The sequence below is a fragment of the Streptomyces sp. NPDC001100 genome, assembly GCF_053598575.1.
The window spans coordinates 383,901-403,677 of the sequence record NZ_JBSFKO010000005.1 but is presented as its reverse complement, the minus strand read 5'-3'; the positions used below and the strand labels follow the sequence as shown (position 1 = coordinate 403,677).

Sequence of the window (19,777 nt, the reverse complement as noted above, 5' to 3'; positions counted from 1 at the left end):
GGGGAGGGGTCTGTTGAGGCCCACTTCTCAACCAACCGAGACGGGTGGGTGGGAAAGGTAGTTGCCTCAGCCCCGACGACGGCGCGCCATGACCACCGCTCCCCCACCCAGCGCCAGCAAGGACACCGCCCCACCCGCGATGTACGGCGTCATGGAGCTGCCCCCCGTCTCGGCCAACCCCGCCTCCGCCGGAGCCCCCTGCGACTTCACGTCGGGCGCAGGGGCTACTGACGGCGTCGAGGCGACCTCGGGTGCCTCACACGTCGCCCGCGCCAACGTCACCGTCCCCTCCACATCCGCCACGTTCAGCTTCAACGGGTTGACGGACACCTTGAGTTGGAGCGCGGTGGCCGCCGCCGTACGGGACGTGGTCGAGGTCCTGGACAGATCGAGGCGTACCGACCCGACCCCCGGCACCTGAACCTCCGTAGGACCACTGGCGGTCACCGTGACGCGCTTGCCGAGCACCGTCACCGCGCCCGGCAGATGCGACGTGGCAACCGGCGCCTTCCCCGCCTCGCACGTCGCCCTGGACGTGACCGTGTCGATCTCGATGAGCGAGAGCAACGGCAGCCCGGGCACATGGAGCCGGACATGGGCGAGGTCGGTGTACCCCTGGGCCTTCGTCGCGGACACCGTCGCCTTCGCCGTGGCGACGTCCGCGTCGAGCACACTGAAGGGCTGCCCGCCGTTCACCCCGTCCAACCGGGCGCTGAGCGCGGTCTTTTCGGCGCTCTGGGGTGCCTGGACCTCGTTGAGGGAGACCGCGAGCGGGACGTCCACGGTCTTGTTGAGCAGTGACACGTCGAGCCCGGTGCGCAGTACGACGGCGCTCGCACGACCCTGGTCGGTGGTCGCGTGGGCGGACCCCGCGCCGGCCAGCGTCGCGGGACCGGCGGCGAGGACGGTAGCCGTGGCGACGGTGGCCCAACGGCGTGCGGGCATGCGGAAGTTGGTGCCGTTCAAGGTGTGGGACCCCCAGAAGAGACATGCTTGGGACCCGGTAAGAATTACCCACGAAGGGTGAACCGTCAGCGATCCTGCGTCACTTCACCCCATCGTGGGTTTTCCGTGAACGCATTCGAATCGGCTGGCGACTATTCGACCACCAGCCCGTTCAGCACCACCCGTCGCGGCGACGCCAGGACGCGCACATCGGCGCGCGGGTCGGCCTCGTACACGACGAAGTCCGCCGACGCGCCCTCCTCCAGCCCGGGCCGCCCGAGCCACCGCCGCGCGCCCCACGCGGTCGCCGACAGCGCTTCCACGGCCGGGATGCCGGCGGTGACGAGTTCGGCGACCTCGGCGGCGACCAGGCCGTGGGCCAGGGACCCGCCCGCGTCGGTCCCGACGTACACCGGTACGCCGGCGTCGTAGGCGGCGCGCACGGTGTCGTAGCGCCGCTCGTACAGCCGACGCATGTGGGCCGACCAGCTCGGGTACCTGGTCTCGCCGCCCGCGGCGAGGTCGGGGAAGGTCGCGATGTTCACGAGGGTCGGGACGATCGCGACGCCCCGCGAGACGAAGAGCGGGATGAGGTCCTCGGTGAGGCCGGTCGCGTGCTCGATGCAGTCGATGCCCGCCTCGACCAGGTCGCGCAGCGCGTCCTCGGCGAAGCAGTGCGCGGTGACGCGCGTGCCGAGCCGGTGGGCCTCGGTGATCGCCGCCTCGACCGCCTCGCGCGGCCAGCAGGCCGACAGGTCGCCGAGGTCGCGGTCGATCCAGTCGCCGACCAACTTGACCCAGCCGTCGCCGCGTTGGGCTTCCTGGGCGACGTACGCGACGAGTTCGTCCGGTTCGATCTCGTGGGCGAAGTTGCGGATGTAGCGGCGGGTGCGGGCGATGTGCCGGCCGGCGCGGATGATCTTCGGAAGGTCTTCGCGGTCGTCGATCCAACGGGTGTCGGACGGCGAGCCGGCGTCACGCAGGAGCAGGGTGCCGGCGTCGCGGTCGGTGAGGGCCTGCGTTTCGGCGGTGGCCGCGTCGACGGGGCCGTGGGGGCCCAGCCCCACATGGCAGTGGGCGTCGACCAGGCCGGGGAGGGTCCAGCCGTCGACGGTTCGGACGTCACCGGCATCGGCGGGACGGTCGTAGGAGATGCGGCCGTCGATGACCCAGAGTTCGTCGCGGATGTCCTCGGGGCCCACCAGGACCCGGCCCTTTACGTGCAGCACCGGTTGATCGCTCATGGGACGCACGATAGTTCGTCGGGTGCGGGTCGGTGGGGGCTGGTCGCGCGGTTCCCCGCGCCCCTCAAGGGGCGCCTTCCTGATCGTCCTCCACATCCGCCATCGCGGGATCCAGGAGCCTCGAAAGGAAGTGGCGGGTGCGCTCGTGTGCGGGATCGGCGATGACCCGGTCCGGCGTGCCGTCCTCGACGATCACCCCGCCGTCCATGAAGACCACCCGGTCGGCGACCTCGCGCGCGAACGTCATCTCGTGGGTGACCACCATCATGGTCATGCCCTCGTCGGCGAGCATCCGCATGACCGCCAGTACGTCGCCCACCAGTTCCGGGTCGAGCGCGGAGGTCGGTTCGTCGAAGAGCATGACCTCGGGGTCCATCGCCAACGCCCGTGCGATCGCGACGCGTTGCTGCTGGCCGCCGGAGAGGGACGCGGGGTGGGCGTCGGCCTTCTCGGACAGGCCGACGCGTCGCAGGTTCTCGGCGGCCACCTTCTCGGCCGCCGCCCTGTCCCGGCGCAGGACCCGGCGTTGGGGCAGGGTGAGGTTCTCGGTGACGGTCAGGTGCGGGAAGAGGTTGAACTGCTGGAAGACCATGCCGATACGGCGGCGCACGGCGTCGATGTCGACATCGGGGTCGGTGACCTCGGTACCGCCGACGAACACCCGCCCCTTCGTGGGTTCTTCGAGCAGGTTCACACAGCGCAGCAGCGTCGACTTGCCGGAGCCGGAAGGACCGATGACACACACCACCTCGCCCTGTCCGATCTCCAGGTCGATGCCGCGCAGCACCTCGTTCGTGCCGAACGACTTGTGCAGGCCACGCACTTCGATCTCGGGATTCCCTGGATTCCCTGACGGGGCGGTCATCGCACGGCCTCCCCGGTCTTCGTCTCCATGCGGCGCACCACGAAGCTCAGCGGGATCGTGACGAGGAGATAGCACAGGCCCGCCACCAGGATGGGCGTGGAGTTGGCCGTCGTGCTCGCCAAGTCCCTTCCGTATTTGGACAGTTCGCGTTCCTCCAGGGTGACGCCGAGGAACAGGACCAGGGAGGAGTCCTTGAAGAGGAGGACGAGTTCGTTGGTGAGGGGCGGCAGGATGATCCGGAACGCCTGCGGGACGACGATCGACACCATCGCCCGCGCCTGCGAGAAGCCGAGCGAGCGGGCCGCCTCCGACTGCCCCTTGGGCACCGCCTGGATGCCGGCCCGGATGGTCTCCGCCATGTACGCGGCGGACACCAGGCCGAGCGCGAGGGCGACCTTGCCGTACGTACCGCCGACGATCTCCGTGCCCGGGAAGGCGAGGGGAACGGCCACACCGACGAAGATGAAGATCAGCAGGGCGGGCAGTCCGCGGAAGATCTCGATGTAGATCCCGGCGAGCCAGCGGTACGGGCCGACGGACGACAGCCGCATCAGCGCGACGACCATGCCGAGGACGAGTCCGAAGACGAAGCCGGAGAGGGTGTAGAGCACGGTGTTCTTCAACGCCAGCGTGATGACGTCGGGAAACATCTGCCGGGCGATGCTCCACTGCGCGAACTGGTTCTTCAGGCGGCCCCAGTCGGCGGTGACCGCGAAGGCGATCACCGCGCCGAGGAACACGGTGTACTGAACTCCCCTGGACAGCCTGCGCCGTTGACGCCGCGTCAGGCCCTTCGCCTTCGGCTGGAGTCGCAGGTCCGTCATGAGGCCGAGGGCGAGGCGGCCGAGGCGTCGTAGGGACCGATCCACTTCTCGTACAGCTTCTTGTACGTCCCGTCGGCCTTCGCGTCCTTGATCGCCCTGTTGATGGCGGCGAGGAGTTTCGTGTTGCCCTTCTTGACCGTGAATCCGTACTGCTCACCGGTGTTGAGGTTGTCGACGACCTGGAAGGCGTCCGCGTTGGCCTTGGTCTTGAGCCAGCCCTGGACGACCGGGTAGTCGATGATGACGGCCTGGACCTGGCCGGTGCGCAGGCCGTTGAGCACGGCGTCGGAGGACTCGAAGGAGACCGGGTCGAAGCCCTTGCTCTTCGCGTAGTCCTCGCCGGTGGTCTGTGCCTGCGCGCCGAGCTTCTTGCCCTTGGCCTTGACGTCGGCGAGGGAGGTGATCCCGCTCTTCTTGTCGACGAGGACGGCCTGGGTGGCGTCGAAGTAGGGGTCGGAGAAGTCGACGTTCTTCTTGCGCTCGGCGGTGATGGTCATGCCGGCGGCGGCCAGGTCGCACTCGCCGGCGTTGAGGAAGGCGCCGGTCTTGAAGTTCTCGAAGGGGGTGTCCAGGATCGTCTGCTTCACGCCGAGGTCCCCCGCGACCAGGTCGATGAGGGAGACGTCGAAGCCCTGCACCTTGCCGTCGATCTCGGACTGGAAGGGCGGGTAGGGCAGGTGGGTGCAGGTCGTGAGCTGACCGGCCTTGACGAGTTCGACGCCACCGGCGGCGGTCTTCGAACCGCTGCCGCCGCTGTCGCTCGACGTGCAGCCAGCCACGAGGACGAGTGCGGCCGTCGCGGTGGTGGCGGCCAGGGTGCGGGCCCGGCGGCCGAGGAGCGTGTTCACGGAGGCCTCCTGTGACGGAACTGTGGCTTCCGATTATTCGGAGGGGCGGGGCGGACCGCTCGTGGTGAGGTGCCGGCCAGGGGGCCGTACGGGCTAAGAAGTCGCCGGTCAGAGGGGTCCAAAGGGCGCCGGTTACGCTCGTTCCCATCGATCCCCGGGACGCCTTGGTCCCCGCGAGTGAAAGAGCACCGCCGTGACGCACCCCTTCCTCGACCTGGCCCCGCTGAGCGCCGCGCACTTCGCCTCGATCGAGGACCGGGTGGCCCGGCTGCTCGGCACCGAGCAGGATGTCGTGATCATGCAGGGCGAGGCGCTGCTGCCGCTGGAGGGCGCGATCCGTTCGACGGCCGGTCCGGGCACGGTCGCGCTGAACGTCATCACCGGCCCCTACGGGCAGACCTTCGGGAACTGGCTGCGGGACTGCGGCGCCGAGGTGATCGACCTCGCGGTCCCCTTCCACACGGCGGTGACGGCGGAGCAGATCCGGGAGGCCTTCCTGGCCCGCCCGGAGATCGACTTCGTGTCCCTGGTCCACGCGGAGGCGGCGACCGGCAACACCAACCCGGTCGCGGAGATCGGCGAGGTCGTCCGCGCGCACGGCGCCCTCTTCTACCTCGACGCGGTGGCCTCCATCGGCGCGGAGCCGGTACTGCCGGACGCGTGGGGTGTCGACCTGTGCGTGATCGGGGCGCAGAAGGCGATGGGCGGTCCCGCGGGTGTGTCGGCGGTGTCGGTGAGCGCGTCGGCATGGGCCCGTATGACGTCCAACCCCGGGGCCCCGCGCCGCTCGTACCTCTCGTTGCTGGACTGGAAGGACCGCTGGGTGGACGCGGGCCGCAAGGCTCTCCTGCACGCACCGGCCCAGTTGGAGATGCTGGCGCTGGAGGCATGCGTCGAGCGGATCGAGGCGGAGGGCCTCGACACGGTGATGCGCCGCCACGCCGTCGCGGCCGCGGCGACTCGGGCGGGCACCCTGGCCCTGGGCGGCGGCCTGGAGCCGTACGTCCACGACGCGTCCGAGGCCGCACCGGTCGCCACGACGCTCAGGACACCGCCGGGCATCATCGCGTCGGACCTGGTGGCCAGGACCCTGGCGACGGACCCGGCCCTGCCCCTGGCAGCGGGCGGCGGCCCCCTCTCGAAGGAGATGATCCGGGTCAACCACTACGGACTCGACGCGACACCGGACGCGGTACAGAGCTCTTTGGCAGCACTGGGCGCCGCGCTGGCCGAGCAGGGGGTACCGGTGGATCTGGAGGGTGCTCGGGCGGCCGCGGACGGGGCGTGGCGTTAACCCTCGGCCGAGGTACCCCCGGGCGCGGTGTCGAGGAGGCGCCGGACGCTCCCGGGCGGATCCTGGACGGGCCGAGGGTCGGAGTCGAGGTCGGTCTGCGGTGGGTGCTTATTCATATGGTCGAGGAGTACGCGCGGCACAACGGTCACGCCGATATCTTGCGGGAAAGCATCGACGGAATGACCGGCGCCTAATTCGGATGTAATTCCAGAATTCTTCTGCCCGATTTTCGCACACCTAAACGCAAATAATTCGCGTAGATCTCGTGAGGGTTACGCCCTTGTGACCCGTTGCACAGGCGGGTGTATTCGTCCTTTTCGTGCTGGGCAAATCTACACATAACGTCGTCCCCGCACGCGTGATAACACAGCGCAGCCTCAGACGTAACCTCATCCCTCCATGCAATTTCGAATTTCCCTCGGTAAATTCAATTTGCATGACCGCCACCCGAGCAGACCTGCACATAGACCGCCCCACGGTGGCCGACGGCTCCGTGCTCTGGCGTATTGCCAAGGACTCGAACGCCCTCGACCTGAACTCGTCGTACAGCTATCTGCTGTGGTGCCGGGACTTCGCCGGTACCTCCGCCGTCGTGCGGGACGAGCGCGGGGAACCGGTCGGCTTCGTCACCGGCTACATCCCGCCGGACCGGCCCGGCACCCTGCTCGTGTGGCAGGTCGCCGTCGACGCCGCGCAGCGTGGCCGTGGGCTGGCCGCTCGGATGCTCGACGGGCTCACCGAGCGGGTCACCGCCGAGTACGGCGTGACCGGCATCGAGACCACGATCTCACCCGGCAACACCGCGTCCGAGCGCCTCTTCACCTCGTACGCCGAACGCCACGGCGCGACCGTCGAGCGCACGGTGCTCTTCGAGGCCGGTGACTTCCCGGACGGACCGCACGACCCCGAAGTGCTGTACCAGATCGGCCCGTTGAGTCTCTGAGACGCGGCAGACGCAGCCTCCGCGTACCCCCCACACCCTTTTAGGAGCGATTCGCGTGACCATCACCCAGCCCGATCTCAGCGTCTTCGAGACCCTGGAGTCCGAGGTCCGCAGCTACTGCCGCGGCTGGCCCACCGTCTTCGACCGGGCCCGGGGCAGCCGTATGTACGACGAGGACGGCCACGCCTACCTCGACTTCTTCGCGGGCGCCGGCTCGCTCAACTACGGGCACAACAACCCTGTCCTGAAAAGGGCGTTGATCGACTACCTGGAGCGCGACGGCGTCACCCACGGGCTGGACATGTCGACCAGCGCCAAGCGCGCGTTCCTGCAGACCTTCCAGGATCTGGTGCTGCGCCCGCGCGACCTGCCGTACAAGGTGATGTTCCCGGGCCCGACCGGCACCAACGCCGTTGAATCCGCGCTCAAGTTGGCACGGAAGGTGAAGGGCCGCGAGTCGATCGTGTCGTTCACCAACGCCTTCCACGGGATGTCGCTGGGCTCGCTCGCCGTGACCGGCAACGCCTTCAAGCGGGCCGGGGCCGGTATCCCGCTGGTGCACGGGACGCCGATGCCGTTCGACAACTACTTCGACGGGCAGGTCCCCGACTTCCTGTGGTTCGAGCGGCTGTTGGAGGACCAGGGCTCCGGTCTCAACAAGCCCGCCGCCGTGATCGTCGAGTCCGTGCAGGGCGAGGGCGGCATCAACGTCGCCCGCCCCGAATGGCTGCGCGCGCTCGCCGAGTTGTGCGAACGCCAGGACATGCTCCTCATCGTCGACGACATCCAGATGGGCTGCGGACGCACCGGCGCGTTCTTCTCCTTCGAGGAGTCGGGGATCGTGCCCGACATCGTCACCGTCTCCAAGTCCATCAGCGGCTACGGCCTGCCGATGTCGCTGTGCCTGTTCAAGCCGGAGCTGGACATCTGGGAGCCGGGCGAGCACAACGGCACGTTCCGCGGCAACAACCCGGCGTTCGTCACCGCCACCGCCGCCCTGGAGACGTACTGGGCGGACGGCTCCGCGATGGAGAAGCAGACCCGCACCCGCGGTGAGCAGGTCGAGCAGGGGCTGATCTCCATCACCGAGGAGAACCTCGCCGACGTCAAGGAGTACCGGGGCCGCGGACTGGTCTGGGGCATCGAGTTCAAGGATCCCGAGCGCGCCGCGCGGATCTGCGCCCGCGCCTTCGAACTCGGCCTGCTCGTCGAGACGTCGGGCCCGCAGGGCGAGGTCGTGAAACTGCTCCCCGCGCTGACCATCACCCCCGAGGAACTGGACGAGGGCATGAGCGTCCTCGCCCGCGCCGTACGCGAAACCGTCTGAACAGCCTGACCCGACCGACCATCCGACTCCACGTCAAGGAGGCGTCACAGCACCGTGATTGTCCGTTCGTTCAAGGAACTCGAAGGCACCGACCGGCACATCAGGGCCGCGTCCGGCACCTGGGAGAGCAAGCGCATCGTCCTCGCCAAGGAGCGGGTCGGTTTCTCGCTCCACGAGACCGTCCTGTACGCGGGGACGGAGACGTCGATGTGGTACGCGAACCACGTCGAGGCCGTCGTCTGTGTCGAGGGCGAGGCCGAACTCACCGACAACGAGAGCGGGCAGACGTACACGATCACGCCCGGGACCATGTACCTCCTCGACGGACACGAGCGGCACACGATGCGGATCAAGGAGGACTTCCGCTGCATCTGTGTCTTCAACCCGCCCGTCACCGGACGGGAGGACCACGACGAGAACGGCGTCTACCCTCCCCCAGAGCCGAATGCCTGGGGGGACCCCCAGCGGACCGAACCCGAGGAGGGCTGACGAACATGACCACTGCCCCCACCGTCACCGACCTGTACCCCAGCCGCGGCACCACCGAGGTGTCCGTCCCGCGCAAGGACCCCGTCGTGTGGGGCTCCCCGGACACCCCGGGGCCGATCCCGACGGCCGACCTCCAGGCCTTCGAGCGCGACGGCTTCCTCGCCATGCCGGAACTCCTCCGCGACGACGAAGTGGACGTCTACCGGCGGGAGTTGGAGCGCCTTGTCGTCGACCCGGCGATCCGGGCCGACGAGCGGTCGATCGTCGAGCCGAAGTCGAAGGAGATCCGGTCCGTCTTCGAGGTGCACCGGATCAGCGAGGTGTTCGCACGGCTCGTACGGGACGAGCGCGTCGTCGGGCGCGCGCGGCAGATCCTCGGCTCGGACGTGTACGTCCACCAGTCCCGGATCAACGTGAAGCCCGGCTTCGGGGCGAGCGGCTTCTACTGGCACTCGGACTTCGAGACCTGGCACGCCGAGGACGGTCTGCCGAACATGCGGACCGTGTCCGTGTCGATCGCGCTCACCGAGAACCACGACACCAACGGCGGCCTCATGATCATGCCGGGCTCGCACCGCACGTTCCTGGGCTGCGCGGGCGCGACCCCCGAGGACAACTACCGCCAGTCGCTCCAGATGCAGGACGCGGGCACCCCCTCCGACGAAGCCCTGACCGACATGGCCTCCCAGTACGGCATCAAGTTGTTCACGGGCCGGGCCGGTTCGGCGACCTGGTTCGACTGCAACTGCATGCACGGCTCGGGCGACAACATCACCCCGTTCCCGCGCAGCAACGTGTTCATCGTCTTCAACAGCGTGGAGAACAAGGCGGTCGAGCCGTTCGCGGCACCGGTGCGCCGGCCGGAGTTCATCGGGGCGAGGGACTTCACACCGGTGCGCTGACCCGCCGTACCTCTGTCGGCGTTCAGCCGACGAGGACGTCCAGCAGGCGGTCGACGTCCTCGCTGGTGTTGTAGAGGTGGAAAGCTGCGCGCAAGTTCCCCGCCCTGTTCGAGACTTCGACTCCGGCCGCACTCAACTCGCCCTGGCGGTGGCCCAGTCCGGGTACCGACACGATCGGGGATCCCGGTGACGCGACCGGTTCGTGGCCGAGGGTGGCCAGGCCCGCGCGGAAGCGGTCGGCCAGGGTGAGGTCGTGGGTGCGTACGGCGGTCACGCCCAACTCCTCCAGCAGGGCGAGGGAGTGGCGGGCACCGGCGTAGGAGAAGAGGGCCGGGCTCTCGTCGAACCGGCGGGCGGAGTGGGCGAGTTCGGCGACCGGGCCGTAGCAGCTGTCCCACGGGGCCTCGCCCGCGACCCAGCCGGCGAAGACCGGGTTGAGGCCGCCGAGGTCCTCCGGGGTGACCAGGAAGGCGACCCCGCGCGGGCAGAAGAGCCACTTGAAGCCCACGGCGGCGACGTAGTCGTAGGCGTCCGCGTCGAGGTCCAGCCAGCCGGCGGCCTGCGAGGCGTCGACGTACGTACGCGCCCCGTGTTCGTGTGCCGCCGCCCGGAGCGCGGGCAGGTCGGCGATCCGGCCGTCGGCGGACTGGGCGGCGCTGACCGCGACGAGCGCGGTGCCGGGGCGTACCGACTCGGCGATCCGCTCCAGCGGAACGGCACGCACCTTGAGGTCGGCGCGCATGTGGAAGGGGTTCACGACCGAGCTGAAGTCGGCCTCGGCGGTGAGGACTTCGGCTCCGGACGGGAGCGAGGAGGCGATCAGTCCGCTGTACACCGCGACCGAGGCGCCGGCCGCCACCCGGCCGACCGGCACCCGCGACAGGCGGGCGAAGGCGGCGCGGGAGGCCTCGACGTCGTCGAACATGTCGGTCGGTGTGCCGACCGAGGCCGCCTCGACGGCGGTGTGCATGGCGGTGACGGTGCGCCTCGGGAGGAGGCCGGTGCTCGCCGTGTTGAGGTAGGTGTTCTTCGGGGCGAACTCGGCGCGGACGAGGCTCTCGAAGGTCTCCATGGCTCCACTCTGCGGTGCCGTGCGCCCCTCGTCCATTGCGCGTTTTTGCGTGAATCCTCTAAGCGATGCTTATGCGTCGCCCCCGACCTGCGGCTTTCAGGCCTGCGGCACCGCGCAGCCGTCGGGGCCACAGGCCTCCGCATCACCGTTGTCGATCAGCTTGAGCGGTGCGTGCTCGCCCCACGCCTGGGCCAGTGCCTGGGCGAAGACCTCGGCGGGCTGGGCGCCCGAGACGCCGTACTTGCGGTCGAGGACGAAGAAGGGCACGCCGTTCGCGCCCAGTTCGGCGGCCTCGCGCTCGTCGGCGCGGACGTCGTCGGCGTAGGCGCCCGGGTCGGCCAGCACCTTGCGGGCGGCGTCCGCGTCGAGGCCGACGGCGGCGGCCAGTTCGACGAGGCGCTCGTCGTCGCCGAACACGGACCGCTCCTCGGCGAAGTTCGCCTTGTACAGCGCCTGGATCAGCTCGTCCTGGCGGCCCTGCTCCTTGGCGAAGTGGAGGAGGCGGTGCATGTCGAAGGTGTTGCCGTGGTCGCGGTCGTGGGTGCGGTAGTCGAGGCCCTCGGCGGCGGCCTGCGCGCCGAGGTTGTCCTCGCCCGCCTGCGCCTGCGCCTCGCTCATGCCGTACTTCTTGGTGAGCATCTTCAGCACGGGCTGGATGTCGCCCTTGGCGCGGCCCGGGTCGAGTTCGAAGGACCGGTGGACGACCTCGACGCCGTCGCGGTGCGGGAAGGCGTCGAGGGCCTTCTCGAAGCGGGCCTTTCCGACATAGCACCAGGGGCACGCTATGTCGGACCAGATTTCGACGCGCATCTTCTTCGGCTCTTTCCAGGACGTGTGCGGATGACGGAGAGTCCCTCCGTCTCCCCCGTGAACATTCCTGCGGCCCGCTTCATTCCCCGGCGAGGGCCAGCCGCATCCCCAGATGGTGATCACCGTCGGCAGGATCGGCGAGCCAGCCCTGACGGACGTAGAAGGCCTGCGCCCGTTCGTTGTCGACATGAACGTCGAGTACGGCGGTCCGCCGGGCGTCGGCCCGCCACTGCTCGACGCAGGCCGTGTGCAGAGCCGTGCCCAGGCCGGAGCGCCAGCGGTCGGGGTCGACGTGGAACTGGAACAGCTTGACCGTTTCTTCCGGGCCGCCGTCCGGGGTGCGGAAGGAGGCGACGGCGACGACGCGGCCGTCCTCGACCGCGCACAGCACCTGGGCGTCGGGGCGTTCGACGGAGCCCAGCCAGGCGGCGCGCCAGTCGAAGTCGGACGGCGGGAGACCGTCGGGGTAGTAGGTCGAGCGGGCGCGGAAGTGCAGGTCGGCGATGGCCTCCGCGTCGCCCGGCCGTGCCCTGCGGATCATCGGGGTGTCGATCGCGCGATCACTCGTCATGCGACCGATGACGTGACGTCCGCCGCTCCGGTTCCCAGGCGGTTGAACTGCGTCCGGTAGGCGCTCGGGGTCAGCCCGGTGCGGCGGACCAGGTGGCCGCGCAGCGAGTCCGCCGTGCCCAGGCCGCAGGCGCGGGCCACCTGGTCCATGGGGAGGGCGGTGGTCTCCAGGAGTTCCTTGGCGCGCTCGACACGCTGGTGGAGCAGCCACTGCAGGGGGCTCACCCCGCTCTCCGCGTGGAAGCGGCGGGTGAGGGTGCGGACGCTCACGCCCGCGTGCCTGGCCAGGTCGGTGAGGGTGAGCGGCTTGTCGAGGTTGCGCATGGCCCAGCCCCGGGTGTCGGCGCAGACGGTGCCGCGTTCGGGCGGCAGCGGGGTCTGGGTGAACTGCGTCTGCCCGCCCGGTCGTACGGGTGCGACAAGGGCGAGGCGGGCCACCTCGTTGGCGACGGCGGCACCGTAGTCGGTGCGGATGATGTGCAGGCAGAGGTCGATGCCGGCGGCGTAACCGGAGGCGGTCAGAACCTGGCCGTCCTGGACGTAGAGGACGTCGCCCCTGAGGTCGAGGGCCGGATAGCGCTCGCGCAGCTCGTCCGCCATTCCCCAGTACGTGGTGGCGCTGCGGCCGTCGAGCAGCCCGGCCTCGGCGAGCAGGAAGGCGCCGCTGCAGATGGAGGCGATCCGTTTGCCCGCGGCGGCGGCCTCGCGGACGGCGGCGACCGCGACCGGATCGGGTTCGTAGCGCTCGCCGGTGCCCGCGAGCACCACGGTGTCGGCGGTGCGCAGGACGTCGAGGCCCCGGCCCACCTGGAGGTCCAGGCCGCCGGTCGTCACCACCGGGCCGCCGTCCGAGCTGCAGATCGTCACCTCGTAGCCGGGGGCGCCGTCGACCTCGACCTTGGCGAAGAGCATCTCCGGGATGGCCAGGTTGAACATGGAGACGGGGGACGGCGCGACGATCGCGACGCGGTGCGGGGGCCGCTTCCTCGGCATGGCCAGAACCTCCGGTTGCATGGCGTTCCGGCCACTACTCTATGCCGTCGCGGTTCCGCAGCATGGATGCATGCCAACCACCACCACTCAACTCACGCCCCGCACCGGCGCTTTGCCCCCGCCCTCCCCCGCTCTCACCCTGACCGCCGCTCTCCTCGGCTTCGCGCTGATCACCCTCGACGCGTCGGTGGTGAACGTGGCGCTGCCGTCGATCGGACAGGCGCTCGGCGGCGGGATGTCGGGCCTGCAGTGGGTGGTGGACGCCTACACCCTCTCCTTCGCCGCCCTGATGCTGTCCACCGGCGCCTTCGCGGACCGGGCCGGGGCGAGCCGGGCCTACGCGATCGGCATCGCCGTGTTCACCGCCGCCTCGGCGGCCTGCGGCCTGGCCCCGAACCTGCCCACGCTGATCGCCGCGCGTGTGCTCCAGGGCGTGGCGGCCGCGATCGTCCTCCCGGCCTCCCTGTCCCTCGTCCGGCAGGCCTACCCCGAACCGGCCGAACGGGCCCGGGCGGTGGCCACTTGGGCAGCGGGCGGCGCGATCGCGGTGGCGCTCGGCCCGGTGGCCGGGGGCGCGCTGACCACCGTCTGGGACTGGCGCGGCATCTTCTTCATCAACCTGCCGCTGGGCGCGGTGGCGCTGGTACTGCTGGTCCGGTCACCTCGCTCGGAACGCCGCCCCGCGCCGCTCGACCTGCCGGGCCAGCTGCTGGCGGTGGTGGCACTCACCGCCGTGACCTTCGCGGTGATCGAGGGCGGAACAACGGGAGGTGCGGCCTCGCTGGTCGCCCTCGTCGCGGGCGCCGCCTTCGTCCGGGTCGAACTCCGGCAGACACATCCCATGGTGCCGCTCGGCCTGTTCCGCAGCCGTACGGTGTCCGTGGCGGTCGCGGCGGGTGTGGCGTGCAGTGTCGCCTTCTACGGCGTGGTCTTCCTCTTCTCGCTCTTCTTCCAGCAGGTGCAGGGCCGTTCGGCGCTGTACGCCGGGCTGATGTTCCTGCCGATGGCCGCCCTGATCTCGGTGACGAACATCGTGTCGGGCAAGCTTGCGGGCCGCCACGGCGCCCGACTGCCCATGCTGGCAGGGCAGTTGCTGGCCACGGCGGGCACCCTCGGCCTGCTGTTCGTCGACGAGCGCACGCCCGCGCTCCTGGTGGCCGTCCTGCTCGTGCCGATGGCCGTCGGCTGCGCCCTGACGGTACCGCCGCTGACCATCATGATGATGGACGCGGTACCGGCCGAGCGGGCGGGGCTGGCGGCCGGGGTCCTCAACTCGGCGCGTCAGGTGGCCGGGGGGCTGGGCATCGCCGTGTTCGGGGCACTGGTCTCGGGCGGGTTCACGGCCGGCCTGCGGGAGAGCCTCGCGATCAGCGCGGCCCTCTTCGCGGTGACGGCCTCGCTCAGCTTCCGTCTCTCAGGTCGTCCGGCCAACTCGCCCTGAACTCAAGGTGGTCGTAGGTCACGACACACCCCTCCCCCATCGGCGACTGCGTCATGAAGCCGACCAGGGCGGCGTCCGTCTCCTTCTCGTCGCCGAGGGTGAAGAGCCGGACGAAGATCCACCGCTCACCGTCCCGGGAGGCGTGGAAGGCGAAGGCCCGCCCGGTGCGACTGACCCGCAGCCACACCGAACTCCCCTCCACGGTGAAGGAGTTGGCGTCGTCGGAGTGCCCCCGGGTGACTACGGTGCAGACGGTGGGCACGTCCGGCGAGTACTCCAGGCACAACTTGGCCCAGGCCCGCTCCCCGACATGGACGTACAGCACTCCGGCGTCGAACGACCCCGCGAACCCGACGGTGACGCGAGCGATCAGCTGAAAGTCCCCGTGCGGCGCCCCCAGCAACCGGGGCGCGTCGGAGGCGGGGTCGAGCCCTTCTCCGGTGGGCGGCACAAACCGGTCCTGCCGGGGCCCGGCCCACCCGGTGAGCACTCCGTCCTCGTGGGACCAATGCCCGTCGGGACCATAGGTTCGGAGGGGGAAGGGCAGTTCGGGAAGCTCTACGTCCATCGACTCATCATCTCAGGCCAGGGGGAACGCCGTCAGGGGCGCGGGGCTGTATCGATTTGCGGGTCCGCCGCGTGGGCGCGACCAGCCGCAACGGACCGGCACTCCGCGATCAACCGCACCCCAACGGCACTACCGCTCCAAACGCCCGTCATAACGCCGCGGCAGTCCAAGGGGATTGTCGTCCCGCAGCTCCGACGGCAGCAACGCCTCAGGGGTGTTCTGGTAAGCGACCGGCCGCAGCCACCGCTCAATAGCCGTACCACCGACGGAAGTCGACGTGGACGTCGTAGCCGGGTACGGCCCCCCGTGATGCTGAGCCGGCGCCACCGCGACTCCCGTGGGCCACGCGTTCACCAACACCCGCCCGGCCAGCGGCGTGAGCTCCGCCAGGATCTCCGCCCCACGCCCCTCCCCCGCCGCTTCCTCCGCCGACAGATGAACAGTCGCCGTAAGGTTCCCGGGCAGTCGCGACAGCACGGCATTCGCCTGCGTGTCGTCGTCGTAGCGGGCCACCACGGTGACCGGCCCGAAGCACTCTTCGAGCAGCAGGTCGTACGCCCCCTCGGACGCGAGCTTCTCCGCCGGAACCGTCAGGAACCCGGGGCTCACGGTGTGCTCGCCGCCCGCGCCGGGAGTCACCGGCGAGTCCACATCGGGGAGCCCGGCCCGCTCGCTGACACCCGCGAGGAAGTTGTCGCGCATCCGGTGGTCCAACAGAACACCGGAATCCGTGTTGCTGACGGCGTCGGTGAGGGACTTGACCAGCCCGTCCCCGGCGGAGCCGGACGGCACGAGCACCAGACCGGGCTTCACACAGAACTGGCCGACGCCGAGGGTCATGGACCCGGCGAGGCCCGTGCCGATCGCCTCGGCCCGCTCGGCCGCCGCCGCCTCGGTGATCACGACGGGGTTGAGGGAGCCTAGCTCGCCGTGGAAGGGGATCGGGACGGGCCGGGACGCGGCCGCGTCGAAGAGGGCACGCCCACCCCGTACCGACCCGGTGAAACCGGCCGCCGAGACCAGCGGGTGCTTGACGAGCTCCACACCCGCCTCGAAGCCGTGCACCAGGCCGAGAACGCCGTCCGGGATGCCCTGCTCGGCGGCGGCCCGGCGCAGCACCTTGGCGACCAGCTCGGACAGTCCGGGGTGGTCGGGGTGGGCCTTGACGACGACCGGGCAGCCGGCCGCCAGCGCGCTCGCGGTGTCGCCGCCGGGGACGGAGAAGGCGAAGGGGAAGTTGGAGGCCGAGTAGACGGCGACGACGCCCAGCGGCACCTTGTAGCGGCGCAGGTCCGGGATCGGCGGGGTGGCCGTGTCGTCGGGGTGGTTGATGACGACGTCGAGGAAGGCGCCCTCGTCGACGATGTCCGCGAAGGCGCGCAACTGGTAGCAGGTGCGGGCGAGTTCGCCGTTGAGCCGGACCGGGCCGAGCGCGGTCTCCGCGTCGGCGACCTCGACCAGCTGGTTCTTGGCCGCTTCGAGCTGGTCGGCGGCGCCGCGCAGGAAGGCCGCGCGGACCGTGCGGTCGGCGAGCGAGCCACGCGCGGCGTGGGCGGCGCGGACGGCGGCGTCCACCTCCTGGGCTGTGGCCTCCACCGCAACCTGTTCCCGCTGCTTCCCGGTTCGGGGGTCGACACTCCAGACTGGTGCTGCTGCCACCGCGGGTCCCTCCACATGTAATGCCGCAGTTCTGGGTCATTCACCAGGCTCGTTCGATATGCTGAACGCTGTCTCTGATGATGAATATGCTCGTGGAGACGATAACTCAAGGTTCTCGTCGAACGAAGGGGTCAAGGGCGATGTCGGCAGGCGAGACAGGCGGCGGGGCACAGGTCAAGTCCGCGGTGCGGACGGTGGAGCTGCTCGAATACTTCGCGGGCCGGCCCGGTATGCACTCCCTCGCGGCGGTCCAGGAGGCCGTCGGTTACCCCAAGTCCAGCCTCTACATGCTGCTGCGCACACTCGTGGAGCTGGGCTGGGTGGAGACGGACGCCACGGGCACGCGGTACGGCATCGGCGTACGGGCGTTGCTGGTCGGCACGTCGTACATCGACGGCGACGAGGTGGTCGCGGCGGCCCGCCCCACCCTGGACCGGCTCTCCGACGACACCACGGAGACCATCCACCTCGCCCGCCTCGACGGCACGAACGTGGTCTATCTGGCCACCCGCCAGTCCCAGCACTATCTGCGGCCCTTCACCCGCGTCGGCCGCCGCCTCCCGGCGCACTCGACCTCGCTGGGCAAGGCGCTGCTGAGCACCTACTCGGACGAGCAGGTCCGCAAGATGCTCCCGGAAACGCTGCCCGCGCTCACCGAGCACACGATCACCGACCGCGAGAAGCTCATCGAGGAGCTCCACCAGGTCCGTGAGCAGGGCTTCGCCGTGGACCGCGAGGAGAACACGCTCGGACTGCGCTGCTTCGGCGTCGCGATCCCCTACCGCACCCCCGCGCGGGACGCGATCAGCTGCTCGGTCCCGGTGGCTCGGCTGACGCCCGCGCACGAACAGATGGTGAAGGACGCCCTGTTCGACGCCCGCGACCGGCTCACCCTCGCCACCCGGAGGCTCTGACTCATGGACGTCGCGCTCCGCCCGGTCCACGACAGCGACCTGCCGGTCTTCTTCCGGCAGACGAACGACCCCGAGTCACTCCGGATGGCCGCCTTCGCACCCAAGGACCCGGCCGACCGGGACGCCTTCGACGCCCACTGGAAACGCGTCCGGGCCTCGTCCGACGTGCTGCGCACGGTCCTGGTGGACGGTGACGTGGTGGGCAGCGCCGCGGTGTACGGCGAACCGGGCGAGCGCGAGGTGACGTACTGGATCGACCGCGCCTACTGGGGCAAGGGCATCGCTACGGCCGCGCTGCGCGACCTGCTGGCCGAGGTGCCCGAACGCCCGCTGCACGCGCGCGTGGCGGCCGACAACGCGGGCTCGCGGCGCGTGCTGGAGAAGTGCGGCTTCCGCGTCACCGGGCACGCCCGGGGATTCGCGAACGCGCGGGGCGAGGAGATCGACGAGCTGGTGCTGAGGCTGGATGCCTGAAGGACCGCCGAGTTCATGAGCACTCGATTTCCATGAGCACTCGATGAGAAAAGCGGCGTAAGGGAACGATCCCGTCCCGCCCGCTCGTCCTCCATGCGGGATGAACAAGACGATCAGGCGCGCCTCCGTCTTCGCGCTGCTCCTGGTGCTCGCCCTCCTGGTGAGGGCGACCTGGGTGCAGTTCTACGACGGCCAGGCGCTCGCGGACGACAAGGACAACCGGCGCAACGCGATCGCGACGTACGCGGACCCGCTCGGGAACATCATCGTGGCCGGGAACGCGATCACCGGCTCGACGCGGACAGGGGACAGCAGCGACCTCGCGTACAAACGCACCTACACGGACGGCAAGCTGTACGCGGCGGTGACGGGCTACGCCTCGCAGAGCTACGCGCCGACGCAGCTGGAGGGGATCTACGCGAACCTCCTCGACGGCACGGACAGCGGCCTGAAGACCGTCATGGACACGGTCACCGGGGAGCGGGCGGCCCCGGGCAACGTGGTCACGACGATCGACCCTGATGTGCAGAAGGCCGCGTACGAGGCGCTCGGTGACAAGAAGGGCGCCGCGGTCGCGATCGATCCGACGACCGGCAAGATCCTCGCCGTCGTCTCCACGCCGTCCTACGACCCCTCGGCGCTGACCGACGCGAACACCGCCGGAACGGCCTGGAAGCAGCTCAACGCCGACCCCGACAAGCCGCTGACCAACCGCGCGCTGCGCCAGCCGCTGCCGCCGGGCTCCACGTTCAAGCTGGTGGTGGCCGCGGCAGCCCTGGAGGACGGGCTCTACTCCTCGGTGGACGAGAAGACGACCAGCCCCTCGCCGTACACCCTGCCGGGCACGGTCACCCCGCTGAAGAACGAGAGTTCCTCCGCGCCCTGCACCAACGCCTCGATCCGGGTCGCGCTCCAGTACTCGTGCAACACCGTGTTCGCGAAGATGGCCGTCGACCTCGGGCAGGACAAGGTCAAGGCGATGGCCGAGAAGTTCGGCTTCAACGACGACAAGCTGGACATCCCGGTGCGGGCGTACCCGAGCGTCTACCCGTCGAACATGAACAAGTCGTCCACGGCCCTGACGGGCATCGGCCAGTACGACGTGACCGCCACCCCGCTCCAGATGGCCATGGTGTCGGCCGCCATAGTCAACGACGGCAAGCTGGTCTCGCCGCACATGGTGTCGGAGACCACCGACAGCGGCGGCGACGTGGTCCACAACTACGACGACAGCACGACGACGAAGGAGATCGTCAGCTCGCACACCGCCCAGCAGCTCCAGTCGGCGATGCAGACGGTCATCACCGACGGCACCGGCACGAACGCCCGGATCTCGGGCGTGACCGTGGGCGGCAAGACGGGCACGGCCCAGCACGGCGAGAACAACGACCAGTCCCCGTACGCCTGGTTCACGTCCTACGGCAAGTCCGACTCGACCGGCAAGGAGGTCGCGGTGGCGGTGGTGGTCGAGCAGTCGGACGCCGCGAGGTCGGAGATCAGCGGCAACGGCCTGGCGGCCCCGGTGGCCAAGGCGATGATGAAGGCGGCGCTGAAGAGTTAGCGAGCGGCCCCGGCCGGGTGGCCGGGGCCGTCGT

Annotated in this window: 21 protein-coding genes; 10 read left to right on the top strand and 11 right to left on the bottom strand. The window is 69.9% G+C overall.

Translation table 11 applies throughout. The features are described from left to right. Nucleotides 1–66 precede the first annotated feature (66 nt). From ACWDEW_RS10150 to ACWDEW_RS10130, 5 genes are all read right to left on the bottom strand, one after another. Nucleotides 67–966 carry an SCO1860 family LAETG-anchored protein gene (locus ACWDEW_RS10150; RefSeq protein ID WP_450511354.1) on the bottom strand — a complete coding sequence of 300 codons (900 nt, stop codon included), beginning with the start codon at nucleotides 964–966 and terminating at the stop codon, nucleotides 67–69. 131 nt (nucleotides 967–1,097) lie between these two features. Beyond that, on the bottom strand, nucleotides 1,098–2,189 hold the full coding sequence (locus tag ACWDEW_RS10145) for an amidohydrolase family protein (RefSeq protein ID WP_450511353.1): 1,092 nt from the start codon (nucleotides 2,187–2,189) through the stop codon (nucleotides 1,098–1,100). 64 nt (nucleotides 2,190–2,253) lie between these two features. Then, nucleotides 2,254–3,054: an amino acid ABC transporter ATP-binding protein gene (locus tag ACWDEW_RS10140; RefSeq protein WP_450511351.1), complete on the bottom strand. Its 801-nt coding sequence runs from the start codon at nucleotides 3,052–3,054 to the stop codon at nucleotides 2,254–2,256. Next, nucleotides 3,051–3,878 carry an amino acid ABC transporter permease gene (locus ACWDEW_RS10135; RefSeq protein WP_450511350.1) on the bottom strand — a complete coding sequence of 276 codons (828 nt, stop codon included), beginning with the start codon at nucleotides 3,876–3,878 and terminating at the stop codon, nucleotides 3,051–3,053. The genes ACWDEW_RS10140 and ACWDEW_RS10135 overlap by 4 nt, the downstream gene beginning before the upstream one ends. Then, nucleotides 3,875–4,726: an ABC transporter substrate-binding protein gene (locus tag ACWDEW_RS10130; RefSeq protein ID WP_450511348.1), complete on the bottom strand. Its 852-nt coding sequence runs from the start codon at nucleotides 4,724–4,726 to the stop codon at nucleotides 3,875–3,877. Before ACWDEW_RS10130 ends, ACWDEW_RS10135 begins: the two co-directional genes overlap by 4 nt. A gap of 193 nt (nucleotides 4,727–4,919) precedes the next feature. Between ACWDEW_RS10130 and ACWDEW_RS10125 the strand changes: the two genes are divergently transcribed. The 6 genes from ACWDEW_RS10125 to thpD all read left to right on the top strand — a co-directional run bounded on the left by ACWDEW_RS10125 (nucleotide 4,920) and on the right by thpD (nucleotide 9,681). Further along, nucleotides 4,920–6,020, top strand: a complete 1,101-nt coding sequence (locus ACWDEW_RS10125; RefSeq protein ID WP_450511346.1) for a pyridoxal-phosphate-dependent aminotransferase family protein — start codon at nucleotides 4,920–4,922, stop codon at nucleotides 6,018–6,020. After that, on the top strand, nucleotides 6,011–6,214 hold the full coding sequence (locus ACWDEW_RS10120) for a mycothiol transferase (protein ID WP_450511344.1): 204 nt from the start codon (nucleotides 6,011–6,013) through the stop codon (nucleotides 6,212–6,214). Before ACWDEW_RS10125 ends, ACWDEW_RS10120 begins: the two co-directional genes overlap by 10 nt. 242 nt (nucleotides 6,215–6,456) lie before the next feature. Next, nucleotides 6,457–6,963 (top strand): diaminobutyrate acetyltransferase, encoded by a 507-nt coding sequence (gene ectA, locus ACWDEW_RS10115; RefSeq protein WP_450511343.1) that lies wholly within the window; start codon nucleotides 6,457–6,459, stop codon nucleotides 6,961–6,963. Between the two features lie 55 nt (nucleotides 6,964–7,018). Continuing rightward, the gene (gene ectB, locus ACWDEW_RS10110; protein WP_450511341.1) at nucleotides 7,019–8,290 is read left to right on the top strand and encodes a diaminobutyrate--2-oxoglutarate transaminase; all 1,272 of its coding nucleotides are present in this window, start codon (nucleotides 7,019–7,021) and stop codon (nucleotides 8,288–8,290) included. 54 nt (nucleotides 8,291–8,344) lie between these two features. Beyond that, nucleotides 8,345–8,779, top strand: a complete 435-nt coding sequence (locus tag ACWDEW_RS10105) for an ectoine synthase (RefSeq protein ID WP_450511339.1) — start codon at nucleotides 8,345–8,347, stop codon at nucleotides 8,777–8,779. 5 nt (nucleotides 8,780–8,784) lie between these two features. Next, a complete protein-coding gene (gene thpD, locus ACWDEW_RS10100) occupies nucleotides 8,785–9,681 on the top strand; it encodes an ectoine hydroxylase (protein WP_450511337.1) in 897 nt (298 codons plus the stop codon). A 22-nt stretch (nucleotides 9,682–9,703) separates the two neighbouring features. On the opposite strand, the gene ACWDEW_RS10095 is transcribed toward thpD, so the two are convergent. The 4 genes from ACWDEW_RS10095 to ACWDEW_RS10080 form a co-directional block, all read right to left on the bottom strand. Beyond that, a complete protein-coding gene (locus ACWDEW_RS10095) occupies nucleotides 9,704–10,753 on the bottom strand; it encodes an aminotransferase class V-fold PLP-dependent enzyme (RefSeq protein WP_450511335.1) in 1,050 nt (349 codons plus the stop codon). A gap of 96 nt (nucleotides 10,754–10,849) precedes the next feature. After that, on the bottom strand, nucleotides 10,850–11,563 hold the full coding sequence (locus tag ACWDEW_RS10090; protein ID WP_450511333.1) for a DsbA family oxidoreductase: 714 nt from the start codon (nucleotides 11,561–11,563) through the stop codon (nucleotides 10,850–10,852). Nucleotides 11,564–11,642: 79 nt separating this feature from the next. Next, nucleotides 11,643–12,134, bottom strand: a complete 492-nt coding sequence (locus ACWDEW_RS10085; protein ID WP_450511331.1) for an N-acetyltransferase family protein — start codon at nucleotides 12,132–12,134, stop codon at nucleotides 11,643–11,645. Continuing rightward, nucleotides 12,131–13,126: a GlxA family transcriptional regulator gene (locus tag ACWDEW_RS10080; RefSeq protein WP_450511329.1), complete on the bottom strand. Its 996-nt coding sequence runs from the start codon at nucleotides 13,124–13,126 to the stop codon at nucleotides 12,131–12,133. The genes ACWDEW_RS10085 and ACWDEW_RS10080 overlap by 4 nt, the downstream gene beginning before the upstream one ends. Before the next feature lie 70 nt (nucleotides 13,127–13,196). Here ACWDEW_RS10080 and ACWDEW_RS10075 point away from each other — a divergent pair, with 70 nt between their 5' ends. Further along, nucleotides 13,197–14,567: an MFS transporter gene (locus ACWDEW_RS10075; RefSeq protein WP_450511327.1), complete on the top strand. Its 1,371-nt coding sequence runs from the start codon at nucleotides 13,197–13,199 to the stop codon at nucleotides 14,565–14,567. On the opposite strand, the gene ACWDEW_RS10070 is transcribed toward ACWDEW_RS10075, so the two are convergent. Both ACWDEW_RS10070 and ACWDEW_RS10065 read right to left on the bottom strand, forming a co-directional pair. Next, nucleotides 14,527–15,135, bottom strand: coding sequence for a DUF1349 domain-containing protein (locus tag ACWDEW_RS10070; RefSeq protein ID WP_450511325.1), 609 nt, complete (start codon nucleotides 15,133–15,135; stop codon nucleotides 14,527–14,529). The genes ACWDEW_RS10075 and ACWDEW_RS10070 overlap by 41 nt on opposite strands. A 129-nt stretch (nucleotides 15,136–15,264) precedes the next feature. Beyond that, nucleotides 15,265–16,794, bottom strand: coding sequence for an aldehyde dehydrogenase (NADP(+)) (locus tag ACWDEW_RS10065; protein WP_450511323.1), 1,530 nt, complete (start codon nucleotides 16,792–16,794; stop codon nucleotides 15,265–15,267). A gap of 140 nt (nucleotides 16,795–16,934) precedes the next feature. On the opposite strand from ACWDEW_RS10065, the gene ACWDEW_RS10060 reads away from it, so the two are divergent. The 3 genes from ACWDEW_RS10060 (at nucleotide 16,935) to ACWDEW_RS10050 (ending at nucleotide 19,743) form a co-directional block, all read left to right on the top strand. Continuing rightward, nucleotides 16,935–17,708, top strand: coding sequence for an IclR family transcriptional regulator (locus ACWDEW_RS10060; RefSeq protein WP_019067473.1), 774 nt, complete (start codon nucleotides 16,935–16,937; stop codon nucleotides 17,706–17,708). Nucleotides 17,709–17,711: 3 nt separating this feature from the next. Beyond that, nucleotides 17,712–18,182 (top strand): GNAT family N-acetyltransferase, encoded by a 471-nt coding sequence (locus ACWDEW_RS10055; RefSeq protein WP_450511320.1) that lies wholly within the window; start codon nucleotides 17,712–17,714, stop codon nucleotides 18,180–18,182. A gap of 100 nt (nucleotides 18,183–18,282) precedes the next feature. Further along, nucleotides 18,283–19,743 carry a peptidoglycan D,D-transpeptidase FtsI family protein gene (locus ACWDEW_RS10050; protein ID WP_450511318.1) on the top strand — a complete coding sequence of 487 codons (1,461 nt, stop codon included), beginning with the start codon at nucleotides 18,283–18,285 and terminating at the stop codon, nucleotides 19,741–19,743. The last annotated feature ends 34 nt before the right edge of the window (nucleotides 19,744–19,777 follow it).